The following is a 15,327-nucleotide window of genomic DNA, read 5'->3' as shown; positions in this document are numbered from 1 at the left end:
GTCGGCCGCGGACGCTCCTCGCTCCAGTTGCCGGCCGAGGTCGTCGCGTACGTTCTCCGGCAGCGCGTAGTGGTCGGTGGGCCGGCGGCTGAGCTCGCCCCACTGCCGGAGGTACACCGCTTCCGTGATCGCCCGGAAGCTGGTGTGCGCGGGGACGGCGAGCAGGGGGACGCGGTGCTTGCGGCAGGCGTCCGCCACTTCGCCGACACGTCCGCCGCCCTGCGCGTCCCGGGAGTGCACGCGGTCCTCACCCACGAGGACGCCCCGGCGACCCTGTACTCCAGCGCCCGTCACGAGCACCCCACGGAGGACCCCGACGACACCCGTGTACTCGACGACGTCGTGCGGTACGTCGGGCAGCGGATCGCCGCGGTCGTCGCCGACAGCGAGCAGGCCGCCGAGGAGGGGTGCCGCCGGGTCGAGGTGACGTACCAGGAACTGCCGCACGTCACCGACCCGGAGGCCGCGATGCGGCCGGGCGCGCCCCGGCACGTGCGTATCGACGAGCGGGGCGAGGTCACCACGGCGGCGTTCCGCCGCTACCGGCTCCCCCAGTACGCCGACGTGCCCCGCACCGAGGTCCACTTCTCCGAGACGTCCGACGCCATCGGCCCGCTCGGCGCCAAGTCCATGAGCGAGAGCCCCTTCAACCCCGTCGCCCCCGCCTTCGCCATATGAGTCGCCGTACGGGAACCTTCGCCATCTGGGGGACGTGGCCCTCCCGGCCACGCTCACCGTCGCGGACCTGCGCAGGGAGTGGACCCGGCATCGGGCCGAGGTCGTCTTCGACTGCGCGACGGCCGGTCCGCAGCGCCACACCTTCGAGGGCCCCCTGCTGCCCGAGGTGGTGGCGGTGACGCGCCCGGGGTTCGATCCGGCGCGCCGCAAGGAGCGCTCCCGTTTCCTGCTCACCGTGAGCGGCGGCGACGGGCATCATGCCCTGATGTCCTGGGCGGAGATCGACTCCGACTTCGGCGGCGCGCCCGTCCTCCTTGCGACGCGCATGGACGAGGAGGCGCCCGACATGCCGGGGACGCAGCTCGTGGTCCCCTCCGACCGCTGCGGCGCCCGGTACGTGAGCGCCGTCACCGACATCTGGATCGGCTCCTTCCGGTCGCCGCGCTCCCCGGAGACCGGAGTCACTCACGTATCCGGTAGAGCCTGATGTCGCGGTTGACGAAGAGGTGGACGTAGCCGCACGTCCAGCAGATCAGGCCGGTGGCCGACTCGTTCGCCCACGCCATGTTGAAGAACTCCATCCCCGTGCTGTTCAGTTTCACCTCCCGCTCGCGGAACGTGTCGTTGTCACACATCTGGCACAGGATCGGCTTCTCCCCGATCGCCGCGTGCACCGGCTTGGCCATGCTGGCTCTCGCTTCCTCCGCCGGACGGGGCGGTGTTCCGGGACGGGTGGCGCGCGTCGCTCGCGCGGGTGATCGCCGTCTCGACGGCCATGATGCCGTCGGCGAGCAGGGCGAGGGCGGCGACCGCCCGTGCCAGCGGGTCGTCGCCAGAGCCCCCGAGTGTACGGGCGCGGGTGTGGGCGGCGATCAGCGACGCCCGGCGTGCGGACTGCGCCGGGGTGAGGGTGCCGCGCAGGTCGGCGAGCCTGAGGAGGTTGGCCTCGGCCTCGGTGGTGAGGGTCTGGGCCTCGGCGGTGTAGTGGTCGTCGAGCAGGGCGGCGAGTTCGGCGTCGTCCATGACGGGCGAGATGCGGGCCGCGATCCGGTTCATCGTGCGGTACGAGCCCTGGAGCCGGAACGGCGGTTCGGTGCGGGCCTCGTCGGCGACGGCGGCGGAGGCGATGTACTCCTCGTTGACGGCGAGGACCGTCTCCCGGGCGGTGAGGAGATGGCGGAGGACGGCCAGGACCTGGTCGAGTTCGGCCGGGGTGCAGGGGTGGGTGAGCCGGTCGCGGCGCGCGGCCGGGTCCCCGGCCGCGAGGCGGGTGAGCAGCTCCAGGTCGGCGCGGTCGCGGCCGGCGAGCGGGGCGAGGACGGGGTGGGAGGTGAGGGCGTTCTCGACGAAGCTGAACGCGAAGGCCTCCTCCTTGCCGGTGAGCACGTCGCCGAGGTTCCACACGTCGGCCCGGTTGGCGAGCATGTCCGGCAGGCGGAAGGCCCGTCCGGACTCGGTGTACGGGTTGCCGGCCATGCAGACGGCGAAGCGCTTTCCGCGCAGGTCGTGCCCGTTCAGGGTCCGGGTGGCGTCGCAGAGGGGGGTGAACTTCTGCAGGAACTCGGGCGAGGTGTGCTGGACGTCGTCCACGTACAGCAGGACGTTGTTGGCGGCGGCCAGCGCGAAGGCGATCTTCTCCAGCTCCCGGCGGGCGGTGGCGTCGGGCGCCGCGGCGGGGTCGAGGGAGGTCGTCCGCTGTCCGAGGGCGGGGCCGTCGACCTTGACGAGGAGCAGGCCGAGGCGTTCCGCGACGTACTCGATGAGGGTGGTCTTGCCGTAGCCGGGCGGGGAGAGGAGCAGCAGCAGTCCGTGGGAGTCGCTGCGCTTGGCGTCCCCGGCCGCGCCGAGCTGCTTGGCCAGGTTGTCGCCGACGAGCGGGAGGTAGACCTCGTCGACGAGCCGGTTGCGGACGAAGGAGGACATGACGCGGGGGCGGTACTCGTCGACGCGGAGCCGGGCGCGCTCGGTGGCGACGAGTTCCGCCCGCTGCCGCTGGTAGGCGCGGAAGGCGGGCACGTCCCGGGCGGCGAACTCCCGTGTCCTGGCCAGGAACTCGTCGAGCCGGAGCTCCATCGACCGTGCCCGGACCCGGGGGTGGGCGCCCAGGAGTCCGGTGACCGTCGCCGTGGTCGGGGCGGCGACCTCGTAGCGGTCGAGCCCGGGGCACAGTTCGACGGCGACGGCCTCGGCGAGCACGCCCCCGTCGTGCGGCTCACCGGACACGGAGGCGTACGAGGTGAGCCAGGCCTCGACGAGCTGACGCCGTGCACCGGGCTCGGTGACGCCGGCGAGGGCGTCGTCGTAGGCGGAGGAGCCGACGGTGCGGCGGAACTTGTCGAGGAGCGTGCGCGCCGCGCCGGAGACGGCGAAGCCCGGTGTCCCGGAGGCGAGTTCGGCGATCAGGTACGCGGCCGCCGCCGGGTCACCGACCTCCTCGGCCAGCTCCTTCCGCAGCCCGTCGAGGGCGGAGTCGGTGCCGAAGAGGTCGCGGGCCCTGGTGAGCGCGATCGCGCGGTGGGTCCACTGCTCCCGGGCCTCGGCGGTGGTGGAGTGCGCCCAGAAGAGCTGGGCGGCCGCGCGGGCCGCCCCGGGGTGGCGCAGCAGTCCGGCGCCGTCGCCCAGCGCCAGGAGCGCTTCGAGGATGAGCGCCGCGTCGTGGTCGTGGACACCGCGCTCGTGGCCCTCGTCGTAGGCGGCCTCGGCGGCCTGCCGGGCGAGGGCGCCGAGGTCCGCGCCGGCCAGGCCCGCCGCGCCGTGCTCGGCCAGGAGGCGGGCGGCGAGGTGTTCGGCCCGGTAGACCTCCGGCGACTCGGAGGGCAGGGTCCGGCCCCAGAGCGGGCGGGTCGCGGCGAACGCCGGGTCGGTGACGGGCGCGCGGTAGTCGGTGCCGGTCAGGGCGAGGGCAAGGGTGTCCCCGTCCGCGTCCTCGTACGGTACGAGGGTCAGCTCGGGGGCCTGCCGGGTGACGGCGAACCGGTGCCGGCCGAGCCGGATCGTGTCGCCCCCGTCGGAGAACAGTTCGGTCCGGTCCCGCAGGGCCCGCCCGGCCTCCTGCCGGGCGGCGACCAGCCGGCTCTCCAGCTCCTCCGCCCTTACCTGGTCGCCGAGTTCGCGCAGCTCGGCTGCGGTGCGCCGGACCCTGGCGACCATGGGGTCGGAGGCGAACCAGGTGTGCACCTCGTCCAGGCCGGTGAGGCTCGCGGCCCGCCGGGCGACGGCTCCCAGGACCCGGCCGGCCGCGTCGGCGAGGCGCTCGGCGCGGCGGGCGCGGGCGTCCTGGAGGGACTGCCTGCGCGCGGTGAAGGTCTCGTGGATCTCGGTGCGCCGTTCGGCGACGCCGTCGAGGAAGCCGTCGTGTTCCGCGAAGCGGGACTCCAGGCCGTCCAGCTGGAGCAGGAGCCGGCCGAGCTGCTCCTCGCAGCGGTCGGGGGTGTCGGCGGCGGCCAGCGCGCCCGTGACGGCCTGGCCGAGCAGGGCGAGTTCGGCGGCGAACTCGGCCCGGCCCTCCTGGTCCAGGAGTTCGGCGCGCCGGGCGGCGAGGAGGGCGCGGGCGCGGTTGAGCGCGCCCAGGACGTCGGCGATCCGGGCCAGGATCGAGGCGCGGACGGTGGCGTCGCCGATGTCGAGGCCGATGACGACCTCGCTCAGCGTCCGGAGTTCTTCGGTGTGGGCGTCGAGCCGTTCGCGGGCCGGGCCCGTTCCGGCGACGGTGGTCAGGGCCCCGGCCTCGGTGGCGAGCCGTTCCGCCTCGGCGTGGTGGGCGGCGAAGGCGTCCTCGCGCCCGAGGAAGGTGACGGCCCGCCGCGCGGCCGCGAGGATGTCGGCCTCGACGTCGGCGGCGAGGGCGTCGATGCCGTCGGTGTCGGCGTACCGCATGTCCCTCAGGGTGACCAGGTGCCCCTGGGCCCGGCGGAGTTCGGTGATCCGGGAGATCCACTCGCCGGCCGTGGCGGGTGCCTCGCCCCGGATGCGCCGGACGAGACGGCTGATGTCCTGGGCGGACTCCGCGAGGGCCTCGGCGGCCTGCCGGGTGAGCGCGGTCACGGTGCCGAACTCGTCGAGGACCTGCGCGGCGGTGGCCCGCAGCTCGGACAGCGGTGCGCCCAGGTCTCCGGCTTCCGGATCTCCCAGCCAGTGGTGGACGTCGCCCGCGCGCACGCAGGCGGCGACGAGCGCCTCGTACAGTTCTCCGGCGGGCGCCGGTTCGGTGGCCTGGCGTGCGATCGACAGGCAGTCGGCGATCCCCCGGACGAGGTCCGCGTTGCCGATGCGGGCCAGCGGGCCGTCCCCCTCGGGCCGGACGTGGGTGTCGGAGACGTACGGCGTGCGCCAGAGCTGCACCGGGTGGACCCGGCCGGGCTCGCCGGACTCGCCGCGGAGGACGGCCATCGTCCCGTCGTCGAGCAGCGCGTAGCCGCGGCAGACGACCGGGTTCGCGATCTCCTTGCCGATCAGGTGGTACGGGAGGAGCAGGGTGCGGCCCTCCGTGCGGGCCCGGAAGACGAAGAGGAGGTCCTCCCCGTCGGGCGAGCGGACCGCCCGGTCGAAGGCCAGCCCCGTCGTGTCGGTGCCGAAGGTCTTCACGGCGCCGGAGGCGAGGCAGTATCCGCCGGGGAACACGATCCCCTCGTCCTCGGGCAGCCGCAGACACGCCTGTCCGATGCCGTCGAGCCTGACGACGGTGCCGGTGAGGGTGTTGAAGACGAGGTGGCGGCGGATCTCCTCCTTGTACGGGCGGACGCGCACCAGGATCAGGGCGCCCACGGTCGCGTACGCCACCTCGGCGTCGGCGAGGGACTGCAGCGGTTCGTCGACCGGCTCCGTGTGGAGGCCTCCGGCCGTCTCGGTGTCGTCGTCCGTCCTGACCGTGAGGGTGCCGCCGGCCGTGGAGACGAACAGGCGGCCGCCGAGCGAGAGGTGCGGGTGCCGGCCCGGCACGTGGTCGTCGCGGGTCGTCTCCACCCACTCGATGTCGTGGGAGGGAGGGAAGACGTGGTCGCGCTCGCCCTGGGCGTCGAGGAAGCGGAGGTCGCCGGAGGGACCGACGGACCAGCGCAGGACCCGCAGGTCGTCGCCCTGCTCGCCGGTCCGGAAGACGGCGAGGATCCGGCCCTCGACCCGCCGCAGCCGGAGCAGGCGCGCGCCCCGGTAGTAGCGGTGCAGCGCGGCGAACTCCCGGACGAAGCCGGGGTCGTCGAGCAGTCCGGGCACCGCCCGCTCGGGCAGGACGTTCAGGTCGCGGTCGTAGAGGGTGAAGACGTCGGCGACCGAGATCTCGGCGAGTTCCGTGCCGGACGGCTGGGAGCCGAGGAGCAGCAGGTCGTCACCGACGGGGACGAGGTCCTGGGGCACGCAGGCGCGCTCGGTGCCGATGCGGCGCGTGCCGGTGAGTGCGAGCTCCCCGGAGCCGAAGGCCGCGATCCGGGCCTCGTTGAGGGCGTCGGCCCGCCGGGCCAGCTCGGCGGCCTGCGCGGCGAGCCGGTCGCGCAACACCGTGTACGTGTCCTGGTCGATTCCGGCACCCATCTCGTCCCGCTCCTTGTACGGTGGTGTACGGGTCCGGTGCCGCCAACTCCCCCGTTTGCCGGCACCGGACCCTCTGTGACCGCTCCCCCCGGGGCGGTCAGCTCTTGGCGGCGCCGTTCAGCGCCGCGGTCTCGGCCGGCGCCGCCGGAGACGGACCGGGGACCTGCGCGTCCAGCACACCGGACCGCAGGAGCTTCGCGAGGAGCGCGGAACCACTGAGGTTCTGCAGGTCGTTCGTGGACAGCGAGCCGAGCACCGTGGTCAGGTCCTCGGTGAAGGACGCCGAACCGTTCAGCCACGGCCCGGCCAGCGCCTGCGCGGTCCGGGAGTGGTCCACGAAGCCGTCGACGGACTTGCCGAGCGAGATCGACTGGACCAGCCGGTCGAGGAAGACCGACTCCCCGCCCACGATGTTGATGTCGGCGTGCTCCAGACCGGTCGCGAGGACCGTGGCCTGCGCCTCGGCGACCTGCCGCTGGACGTCGAGCCCGGCGAGCCGGATCTCCTTCTCGGCCGCCAGCCGCAGCCGGTACTCCTCGTGGGTGCGGGACGCCTCGTCGAGCGCGGCCATCGCGGCCGCCTTCTCGGTCAGACCGGCCGCCTCGGCCTTGAGCTTCTCGCCGATCGCCGTCGCCTCGGCCAGCGCCTTCTCCCGGGTGCCGGCCGCGTCGGACAGCCCCTTCTCGCGGGCACCGGCCGCTTCCGCGCGCAGCCGGGCCTCGGTGGCCTCCGCCTCGGCGCGGCCGGCCTTCGCGATGACGTCGGCCTCCATGTCGCGCACCCGCACGGCCGCGAGCCCTTCGGCGGCGGCCTCGGCCTGGACACCCTCGGCGAGGCGGATCTTGGCACGGGCGTCCAGGTCGGCCGCCTTGTTGCGGGCCTCGGCCAGGGTGACCTCCTCCGCGGCCCGGTGGACGGCGGCCTGCTCGGCCGCCTCCGCCGCCTTGATGTCCTTGACCAGCCGCTCCTGCGCCTCGGCCTCGGCCGCGATGACGACGGCCTGCCGGGTCCGTTCGGCCTCCTCGACCACGCGGAGCCGCTTGATGGACTCCTCCTGCTCCGCGACCGTACGGTCCACCGCGACCCGCTCCCGGATCACTTCGGCGATGTCCCGGCGCTCGGCCTCGACCTCCTTGTCGGCCGCGATCCGGGTGAGCTCGGTCTCCCGCTCGCGGGCGATGACCTCCAGGAGGCGGTCCTTCTCGATCCGCTCGTTCTCGACGGCGATGACCCGCTCGCGGTTCTTCTGCGCGACCGCCACCTCGCGGGCCTGGTTCTCGCGCTGGACGCCGAGCTGCTCCTCGGTCCTGAGGAAGGCGCTCTGCGCCCGCAGCCGCTCCTCCTCCACCACCCGCGCGGTCTCCGCCTCCTCGCGCGCCCGCGAGGTGTCGATCTCCCGCTTCTGCTTGATCTCCGCGTCCGCCTGGCGCCGCTCCAGCTCCAGGATGGCTTCGCGGGCGTCGACGTTCTGCCGGGTGATCTCCTTCTGCTCGTTCTTCCGGTACTCGTTCGTCCGGACGTTCTCCGCGGCGGTCAGCTCGGTGATCTTGCGGATGCCCTGCGCGTCCAGGATGTTGCCGGGGTCGAGCTGGCTGAGCGGCGTCTGCTCGACGTGGTCGATGGCGGCGTCCTCCAGGTGGTAGCCGTTGAGGTCGATGCCGATGAGCTCGATGATCCGGAACCGCAGTTCCTCGCGCTTGGTGTAGAGGTCGGTGAAGTCGAGCTGCTTGCCGACGGTCTTGACGGCCTCGGAGAACTTGGCGTGGAACAGCTCCTCCAGGGTCTCCTGGTGGCTGGCCCGGGCGGTTCCGATGGCCTGCGCGACCTTGATGACGTCCTCGACGGTCTTGTTGACCCGTACGAAGAACGAGATCCGGATGTCGGCGCGGATGTTGTCCCGGCAGATCAGCCCGTCCCGGCCCATCCGGGAGATCTCGAAGGTCTTCACCGAGATGTCCATGACCTCGGCCTTGTGCAGGACGGGCAGGACGATCTGTCCCGTGAAGGTGACGTCGACCTTGCGCGTCTTGGAGACGATCAGCGCCTTGCCCTGCTCCACCTTGCGGAACAGCCGGCCGGCCACGAGGAGCAGGGCGACGGCGGCGAGCAGGACCACGGCGACCAGCACGCCGACGCCCCCGGTGATGGCATCCATGAGAATCCCCGTCTGTTTTCTTTCTCCCGGCATCGGGCCGACGCCCGTGCACTCCCGTGGCGCCATCCTGAGGCAGGATCACTCGCCCGGCATTGCCGTGATCCGGCAGTCTTTGACGCCTCCTTGATGCCGGTTGCGCACCCCGCCGAGCGGCGTGTCACCCTTGATCACCGCGCGTCAAGAACTCGTCAGAGACGCGTCAGGAACGGGGGAGGAACCATGACGGAGAGGGAGCCGGCCGCGGAGTACCTGGAGGGGTACGCCGACATCCTGGCGGCCGTGTGCCTGACCCGTCGCAGGCTCACCCGCGAGGAACGCGAAGCCCTGGGTGCGCTCGGTGAGCGGGCCGCCGAGGCCGGTTTCGGACTGCGGACCCTCGTCCGAGCCCACCTCACCGCCGCCCGCCGGATCGGCCCCGACCTGCCGAAGGCCGCCGCCGACCACCTGCTGAGCGCCGTCGAGCAGGCCGTCGACGCCTTCGCCGAGGGGTACGAGCGGGCCCAGCACCTGGCGATGCGCCAGGAGGAGGCGGCCCGGCGGGAGTTCATCGACGACCTGCTCTACGGCCGGAGCGACCTCGGCCGTCTGGCGGAGCGCGCCGAACGCTTCGGACTGCTCCTCTCCCCCGCCCACTCCGTGGCCGTGGCCCAGGGCCCGGAGCCGTACAGCGACGGCTACGCCGTCACCCGTACCGTCGAGGCCGCGCTCGTCGCCCGCTTCGGCAACCGCCGCATCCTGCTCACCACCAAGGACGGGCGGCTGATCTGCGTCGCGCCGGCCGACGAGCCCGAGGTGCTCGCCCACTTCGCCAAGCAGGCGTACGCGGCGACCGACGGCGGCCAGGTGGCCATCGGCCGCCCGCACCCCGGGGCGGGCGGCGTCGTCCACTCGTACGAGGAGGCCCTCAACGCCCTCGCCCTCGCGGCCCGCATGAACCTCCACGACCCGGTCCTGCACGCGGCCGACCTCCTCGTCTACCCCGTCCTCACCCGCGACCGGCAGGCCATGGCCGACCTCGTCCGCACCGTGCTCGGCCCGCTCCACCAGGCCCGCGGCGGCGCGAGGCCCCTCCTGGACACGCTCACCGCGTACTTCGACACCGGCTGCGTCACCGCCCAGGCGGCGCGCTGCCTCAGCCTCAGCGTGCGGGCCATGACGTACCGTCTCGACCGCATCCACCGCCTGACCGGCGCGGACCCCGGCGATCCCGTCCAGCGCTACACCCTCCAGACGGCCGTCATCGGCGCCCGCCTCCTGGACTGGCCCGAACAGCCGCTGTGACGGACGCACAGACCTGCGGAATGTGCGCCGCACGGATCGTTCCGCTCCGGGAGTGATGCGAACTGATCGCGGACCGTGGAGAGTTGTGCGGTTTCCGGTCGTCCGTGGCGGGCAGGTTTGGAGAGCCGCAGGCCGGGCAACGTCCGGCCTCGCGGCAGTCCGGTGCGGGCCGAGGACAGAAGGAGGTCGGTCCCCATGACCGTGCGTGCCGTCGAAGTGCCCCTGCTGTGGATGCCCTACGCGCTGAGGGTGAATCCGCATCTGCCGGCCCTGCACGAGGAGAGCGAGTCCTGGGCGCGCGCCATGGGCATGCTCGACGGCCACCGGGGGCCGTCGGCCCGCCCCGCGATATGGACCCGGTCCAAGTTCCACGCCATGACGGTCGACCAGCTGACCGCCTGGACGCTCCCCGACGCCTCGCTCGCCGACCTCCGACTCAACCACCGGTTCAACATCTGGGCGCTGGCCTGGGACGACTACTTCGCCTCCGCCTTCAAGCAGACCGGAGACCTTCCCGGCGCACGGGCCTTCACCGCCCGGCTGCACGCCTTCCTGAGGCCCGAGCGCGGCGCCCGCCTGCCGGAACCGACGAATGCCGTCGAGCGGGGAATCGCCGATCTTCAGCACCAGCTCTTCCCGCCGAGACTGGCGCACTGGCGAGCGGAGTTCAACCGGGCCCTGGCCCGGTACATCGACGCGGGCGTCGAGGAACTGGCCAACAGCCGGACCGGCCGCATTCCCCACCTGATCGATTACGCCCCGTTCCGCCGGGAGAGCTTCGCCGCCTACACCGCCCCCTATTCGGTCGAATTGGCGACCGGCGCGCGCATACCCGAGCAGATACGACACAGCCGGACCGTCCGCGCCTTACTCGACGCCTTCATGGATTTCATGGGGCTGGCGAACGACATCGCCTCCTACGAAAGGGAGGTGCACGAGGAGAAGGACGTCAACAACCTGGTTCTGGTCGTCGGAACGTCCCTGGGAATCACCCTCCGCGACGCCGTACCCGCCGCTCTGCACCTCGTGAACGCCCGGCTGCGGGACTTCGAGCACCTCAGACAGAGCGAACTGCCGCTGCTCGTCCGGCGGTCCGGCCTCGACCGCGACGAACGGGCCGAGCTGGAGACCTGGCTCCGGGGGGCCTGCGGATTCCTCTCCGGCCTCCACGCCTGGTACACCGGAGCGCCCCGCTACGCCTCCTCCGACGTCTCCTTCCCGGAGTGAGGGCAGCGGGGTCGCCCCGGCGCGCGGCTAGCCTCTGCGCAGGAAGCGCCTGACGCGCGTCAGCCACGAGGCACGGGGCGCGGGCCGTGCCGTGCCGGCGTCCGTCCCCGGCCACTCGGCCGCCGCGGGGCCGGTCACCGGCCGAGGCGTCGCCACGGGCATGCCGTCGCTCTGGGCCGGCGGGGCCGGGAGCGGGGCCGGCACGTCGTCGGCCCGCGGCGGGCGTGCGGCGAAGTCCACCGGCAGGGCGGTGAGATGCCGGGCCCAGGTGGAGGAACGCCAGCTCAGGCTCTCCTCGGGGACGGCCAGGGCGATGTCGGGGAGCCGGGTGAGCAGGATGTCGATGCCCGCGTCGGCGATGATGCGGCCGATGTCCTGGCCGGGGCACTCGTGCGTGCCGGCGCTGAAGGACAGGTGCGCGCGGTTGTGGTGCACGGGGGTGGCGGAATCCTGGCGGATGGCCTGGTCGACGTTGCCCGCGGCCAGACCGAGCAGGAGCATGTCCCCCGCCTTGATCTGCTGTCCCCCGAGGGTGGTGTCACCGTTGGCCCAGCGGCCCGGGCACACCATCAGCGGCGGCTCGTCCCAGAGGACCTGCTCCACCGCCTCGGGCAGGGTCATCTGGCCGCCCGCCAGCGAACCGCGGAACCGGGGGTCGGTGACGACCATGCGCAGGACGTTGGACATGAGGTTGGCGGTCGTCTCGTACCCGGCGAGCAGGATGAGCCGCAGGTGGTGCTGGACCTCCTCGTCCGTGAGGCCCGCGGGATGGGCCAACAGCGCCGAGGCGATGTCCTGGCCCGGGCGGGAGCGCTTCTCGACGACGAGCTGTTCGAGGCACTCCAGCACAAAGGCGTTGCTGGCGAGCGAGGTCTCGGTGGCCTTGAAGAGGTCGCGGGCGGCCCGCACGAGCTCCGGGGCGGACTCGTCCGACATCCCGAGCAGATGGGTGAGGGTGAGCATGGGCACGGCCTCGGTGAACTGCTCGACCAGCTCCGCCTCACCGTTCTCGCAGAAGGTGTCGATCACCTGGTGGGCGAAGCGGGTGATGTGGCGCCGGAGGCCGCGGTGGTCGAACTGGCTGAGGCCGGCCGTGACCGCGCCGCGCAGCCGCTGGTGCTCCTCGCCGTCCGCGCAGACGCAGTCGGGGCGCCAGCCGATCATCGGTACGAGCGGGGAGGTGGCGGGGTCGATCTCCCCGCTCCGCCAGCCGTGCCAGACGCGCGGGTCGCGGGAGAACTGGGTCGGGCGGCTGGCCACGTCACGGTTCTCCAGGTACCCCAGGACGAGCCAGGCGCGGACGTCGCCGTCGAGCAGGACGGGCGCCACCGGGCCGTGGGCGGCGCGCAGCTCCTCGTACAGACCCATCGGGTCCGTCGCCGCGGCGGGGCCGTAGAGCCGGGTGGCTCCGCCGGGTCCGTTCGCGATGTGGGCCGGGCAGCCCGGGGGCGGGACCGCCCCGGTCTCGGCGGTGGCGTGTTCGGTGGGTGGGACGGTCATGCGGTCTCCTGGGCGGCGGCGAGGGTGCACAGGTAGTCCATCAGGGAGAGCAGGGCGTCGCGGCAGGACGCCCGGTTCCGTGCGTCACAGGTGACGATGGGCACGGAATCGCTGAGGGCCAGAGCGGTGCGCAGATCTGCTAGGGGGTACTGCGGAGCCTCCGGGAAGGCGTTGACGGCGACGACGAACGGGACGCGGCGGTCCTCGAGACGGGTGATGACCTCGAAGGAGACCTCGATCCTGCGGGTGTCGACGAGGACCACGGCGCCGAGCGCGCCCTCGAAGATGCCGTTCCACAGGAACCAGAAGCGCTCCTGTCCGGGAGTCCCGAACAGATAGAGGATCAGCTCCTCGTTGATGCTGATCCGTCCGAAGTCCATCGCGACGGTCGTGGTCTTCTTGCCTTTGGCGCCGGGGTTGTGGTCGATCCCGACGCCCGCCTGCGTCATGGTCTCCTCGGTGGTCAGGGGCGGGATCTCGCTCACCGCCCCGACCATGGTCGTCTTGCCGACTCCGAAGCCGCCGACGATCACGACCTTGACTCCCCTGGCGCCGTGGGGAAGCAGCAGGTCGGCGTCGCGCCGGCCGGCATCGACCACCTCAGAGTTTGCGTAGTCCATGGATCACCGCCTCCAGTAGGCCGCGTTCGGGGTATGCCGCCACGGGCACGGGTGCGATGGCCTCGACCGCCTCGTCCTCGACGAGTTTGGAGAGCAGCACGGTGACGACGCTGAACGGAAGACTGAGATACGCCGAGACCTCGGCCACCGAGAGCGGATAGGCGCACAGGGAGAGGATGGCCGCGTGTTCGGGCTGCATGGCCGGGTCGGGCTCGGACCGGGTCGCGATGAGGGTGACCAGGTTGAAGGTGCCGGCCGCCGAGGATTCCGGGCCACCGGTAATGACGTAGAGCGGGACGGGTGTGCCTTCATTCCAGGGGTCCTGGTTCTCCGATGTCACATCGCCTGCCCGACGTCCTCACGGGGCGGGCTGGTCATGTGCTGACCGATCCGGATCACCAGCGTCCGCATGCGGTCGCCGAGGAGTCCGGCGTCCACCTCCTGGTCGGCGAGGACCGCGAGATAGGCGCCGGGACCGGCCGCCATCAGGGAGAAGTACCCGCCGTCGGCCTCGATCCCGACCATGTGCGTCGAGCCGTCGCCCTGCGGGAACATCTGCGCGATGGCCCGCGCCAGGCTCTGGATGCCGGAGCAGGCGGCGGCGATCGCGTCGGCGGTGTCGGGGGCCGTGTTCGCCTGCCCGATGCACAGGCCGTCCGACGACAGGACGACCACGTGTCGCACGTACGGAACACCGCCCACGAGCTCCGTGAGCATCCAGTCCATGTTCGGCAGTGGCTGCATGTTACTCGTCCTCATCTGACGGCTCGCTGGGGGAAGGGGAGGGTTCGGCGACCGGGCTCCTGTCGCCTCTCTTGTCGCCGTTGAACGCCTCCCACATCAGACCCGGCTGGCGGGAACCGCCGGAGGTGCCCCGGGAGGCCGCCGGATCGGCGGAGGGCGTGGGACCCGTCTGGACGACCGGGGTGGGGACGGGCGACTCGCGCCGTCGCTGCGGAAGCACGGGCGACTCCCGTCGTCGTTGCGGGAGGCCGTTGGCGGTCTTCCTGACCTCGACGGATTCCTGCCTGGCATCGGGCGCGGGCGTCGGCCGGGGCAGGATCGGACCGCCGGCCGCACGCCGCCGGATGTGGTCCGGGATCCGCAGCGCGGACTGCGGCACCGTGGTGATCAGACGGCGGGGGACGAGCACCACGGCCCGTACGCCTCCGTAGGCGGACGTGCGGAGGTCGACCTCGCAGCCGTGCTCGCGGGCCAGCCGGCTGACGACCGGGAGGCCGAGCTGTGTGAGCTCGCCCAGGCCCGACAGATTGATCGAGTCCCGGGACTGCGCCATGACGCGCTCGACGCGCTGCCGGACCTCTTCGGTGAGTCCGACCCCGCGGTCCTCGATCTCGATCGCGATGCCGGAAGGCACCTCGCTCGCGGTCACCTCCACGGGGGTGTGCGGCGGCGAGAACGTCGTGGCGTTGTCGAGGAGCTCGGCGAGCAGATGGATCAGCGGCTCGGCGCCGGGGCCGATCACCGCCACCTCCGTCACCGACTGCAGCTTCACGCGGGGGTAGTCGACGATGCGGGACATGGCCCCGCGCAGGACGTCGTAGAGCGGGATCGCCTTCGACCACTGACGCCCGGGCCGGGCGTCGCCGAGGACGGCGATGCTGGCCGCGAGGCGGCCGATCAGGGCGTTGCGGTGGTCGACGCCCTGCAGACCGCGGGAGACCACGAGGTCCGTGCCGTGGAGGATCTGCATGGCGTGGAGGTCCTTGGCGAGCTGGTGCACGATCGCCTGGACCCTGCGCGCGACCGCCACGAGGGCTCGCTGCGAGGCGTCCCGGGTGTGCTCCTCGGCCTCCACGGCTTCGAGGAACGTCCGCAGCGTGTCCTTGAGCGCCTCGGTGTAGTCGGGGTCGAGGTGCTTCCCGAACCTGACGGCGTGCAGGATCTCCGAGGAGGGGTCGCCCTTCCGCAGCCGGGCGACGGCCGCGGGGAGCAGCTCCTCGGCGAGCCAGACGACGGTGGCCCGCTGATCGGCGAGGCGCCCGAGCAGGGCGGCCTCGCGCTGCGCGTGGTGCTCCGCCGCCTCGGCGCGCGCCCGGGTGTGACGGGCCGCCTCCACCGCGCGTGTTCGGCGCGCGGCCGCGGCCGAGGTGGCGACCGTCAGGAGGACCGCGGCAAGTCCGCACCAGGCGACCGGAGTCCGTATCTGCTCGGGAGAGAAGAGCAACGCTATTGCGGAGGCCACGGCCAGAACTCCCGGAGGGAGGAGCCATACCCGGGCGACCGCAGTCGGCCGGGTTCTGGAAATTGAACCTGCACGAACCATCAAGGGGTCCCTAAACCGTCTGAAATGAACGGACTGAGGTGATGCGATGCGCC

Annotated in this window: 11 protein-coding genes and 1 pseudogene; 4 read left to right on the top strand and 8 right to left on the bottom strand. The window is 72.6% G+C overall.

Translation table 11 applies throughout. The annotated features are described in order from the left end of the window. Positions 1 to 204 precede the first annotated feature (204 nt). Positions 205 to 486 (top strand): annotated as a pseudogene (locus ACN9M0_RS34245) (aldehyde oxidase); the annotation flags it as partial. 217 nt (positions 487 to 703) lie between these two features. After that, positions 704 to 1,165, top strand: a complete 462-nt coding sequence (locus ACN9M0_RS34240) for a molybdopterin-dependent oxidoreductase (RefSeq protein ID WP_366041677.1) — start codon at positions 704 to 706, stop codon at positions 1,163 to 1,165. Here the strand turns inward: ACN9M0_RS34240 and ACN9M0_RS34235 are convergent. The 3 genes from ACN9M0_RS34235 to ACN9M0_RS34225 all read right to left on the bottom strand — a co-directional run bounded on the left by ACN9M0_RS34235 (position 1,140) and on the right by ACN9M0_RS34225 (position 8,359). Further along, complete coding sequence (locus ACN9M0_RS34235; protein WP_366041662.1) at positions 1,140 to 1,313, bottom strand: hypothetical protein; 174 nt, start codon at positions 1,311 to 1,313, stop codon at positions 1,140 to 1,142. The genes ACN9M0_RS34240 and ACN9M0_RS34235 overlap by 26 nt on opposite strands. Then, positions 1,306 to 6,204, bottom strand: coding sequence for a DNA repair ATPase (locus ACN9M0_RS34230; protein WP_426404796.1), 4,899 nt, complete (start codon positions 6,202 to 6,204; stop codon positions 1,306 to 1,308). Before ACN9M0_RS34230 ends, ACN9M0_RS34235 begins: the two co-directional genes overlap by 8 nt. A gap of 97 nt (positions 6,205 to 6,301) precedes the next feature. Continuing rightward, positions 6,302 to 8,359, bottom strand: coding sequence for a flotillin family protein (locus ACN9M0_RS34225; protein WP_366041664.1), 2,058 nt, complete (start codon positions 8,357 to 8,359; stop codon positions 6,302 to 6,304). Positions 8,360 to 8,578: 219 nt separating this feature from the next. Here ACN9M0_RS34225 and ACN9M0_RS34220 point away from each other — a divergent pair, with 219 nt between their 5' ends. Together ACN9M0_RS34220 and ACN9M0_RS34215 are read left to right on the top strand one after the other, a co-directional pair. Next, positions 8,579 to 9,640, top strand: a complete 1,062-nt coding sequence (locus ACN9M0_RS34220; RefSeq protein ID WP_399697330.1) for a PucR family transcriptional regulator — start codon at positions 8,579 to 8,581, stop codon at positions 9,638 to 9,640. A 195-nt stretch (positions 9,641 to 9,835) separates the two neighbouring features. After that, entirely contained in the window at positions 9,836 to 10,867 is a 1,032-nt protein-coding gene (locus ACN9M0_RS34215) for a terpene synthase family protein (protein WP_366041666.1), read from the top strand. A 27-nt stretch (positions 10,868 to 10,894) separates the two neighbouring features. On the opposite strand, the gene ACN9M0_RS34210 is transcribed toward ACN9M0_RS34215, so the two are convergent. The 5 genes from ACN9M0_RS34210 to ACN9M0_RS34190 are packed head-to-tail and all read right to left on the bottom strand — an operon-like array spanning position 10,895 to position 15,193. Then, complete coding sequence (locus ACN9M0_RS34210; RefSeq protein ID WP_366041667.1) at positions 10,895 to 12,367, bottom strand: cytochrome P450; 1,473 nt, start codon at positions 12,365 to 12,367, stop codon at positions 10,895 to 10,897. Next, positions 12,364 to 12,987: a GTP-binding protein gene (locus ACN9M0_RS34205; protein ID WP_366041668.1), complete on the bottom strand. Its 624-nt coding sequence runs from the start codon at positions 12,985 to 12,987 to the stop codon at positions 12,364 to 12,366. The genes ACN9M0_RS34210 and ACN9M0_RS34205 overlap by 4 nt, the downstream gene beginning before the upstream one ends. Continuing rightward, positions 12,968 to 13,327, bottom strand: a complete 360-nt coding sequence (locus ACN9M0_RS34200) for a DUF742 domain-containing protein (protein ID WP_366041669.1) — start codon at positions 13,325 to 13,327, stop codon at positions 12,968 to 12,970. Before ACN9M0_RS34200 ends, ACN9M0_RS34205 begins: the two co-directional genes overlap by 20 nt. Continuing rightward, on the bottom strand, positions 13,324 to 13,731 hold the full coding sequence (locus ACN9M0_RS34195) for a roadblock/LC7 domain-containing protein (protein WP_366041670.1): 408 nt from the start codon (positions 13,729 to 13,731) through the stop codon (positions 13,324 to 13,326). Before ACN9M0_RS34195 ends, ACN9M0_RS34200 begins: the two co-directional genes overlap by 4 nt. 1 nt (position 13,732) lies before the next feature. Continuing rightward, positions 13,733 to 15,193, bottom strand: coding sequence for a sensor histidine kinase (locus ACN9M0_RS34190; RefSeq protein ID WP_366041671.1), 1,461 nt, complete (start codon positions 15,191 to 15,193; stop codon positions 13,733 to 13,735). Positions 15,194 to 15,327 lie beyond the last annotated feature (134 nt).

Source organism: Streptomyces sp. R-07, assembly GCF_049913175.1.
GTDB lineage: Bacteria > Actinomycetota > Actinomycetes > Streptomycetales > Streptomycetaceae > Streptomyces.
Note: the sequence above shows the minus strand (reverse complement) of the source record. Positions and strands in the feature narration are given on the sequence as shown.

What these genes read in the sequence shown, in the direction of transcription:
- ACN9M0_RS34235 (WP_366041662.1), bottom strand. Translation starts at nt 1,313, where the DNA reads ATGTGTGACAACGACACGTTCCGCGAGCGGGAGGTGAAACTGAACAGC.
- ACN9M0_RS34230 (WP_426404796.1), bottom strand. Translation starts at nt 6,204, where the DNA reads ATGGGTGCCGGAATCGACCAGGACACGTACACGGTGTTGCGCGACCGG.
- ACN9M0_RS34225 (WP_366041664.1), bottom strand. Translation starts at nt 8,359, where the DNA reads ATGGATGCCATCACCGGGGGCGTCGGCGTGCTGGTCGCCGTGGTCCTG.
- ACN9M0_RS34220 (WP_399697330.1), top strand. Translation starts at nt 8,579, where the DNA reads ATGACGGAGAGGGAGCCGGCCGCGGAGTACCTGGAGGGGTACGCCGAC.
- ACN9M0_RS34215 (WP_366041666.1), top strand. Translation starts at nt 9,836, where the DNA reads ATGACCGTGCGTGCCGTCGAAGTGCCCCTGCTGTGGATGCCCTACGCG.
- ACN9M0_RS34210 (WP_366041667.1), bottom strand. Translation starts at nt 12,367, where the DNA reads ATGACCGTCCCACCCACCGAACACGCCACCGCCGAGACCGGGGCGGTC.
- ACN9M0_RS34205 (WP_366041668.1), bottom strand. Translation starts at nt 12,987, where the DNA reads ATGGACTACGCAAACTCTGAGGTGGTCGATGCCGGCCGGCGCGACGCC.
- ACN9M0_RS34195 (WP_366041670.1), bottom strand. Translation starts at nt 13,731, where the DNA reads ATGCAGCCACTGCCGAACATGGACTGGATGCTCACGGAGCTCGTGGGC.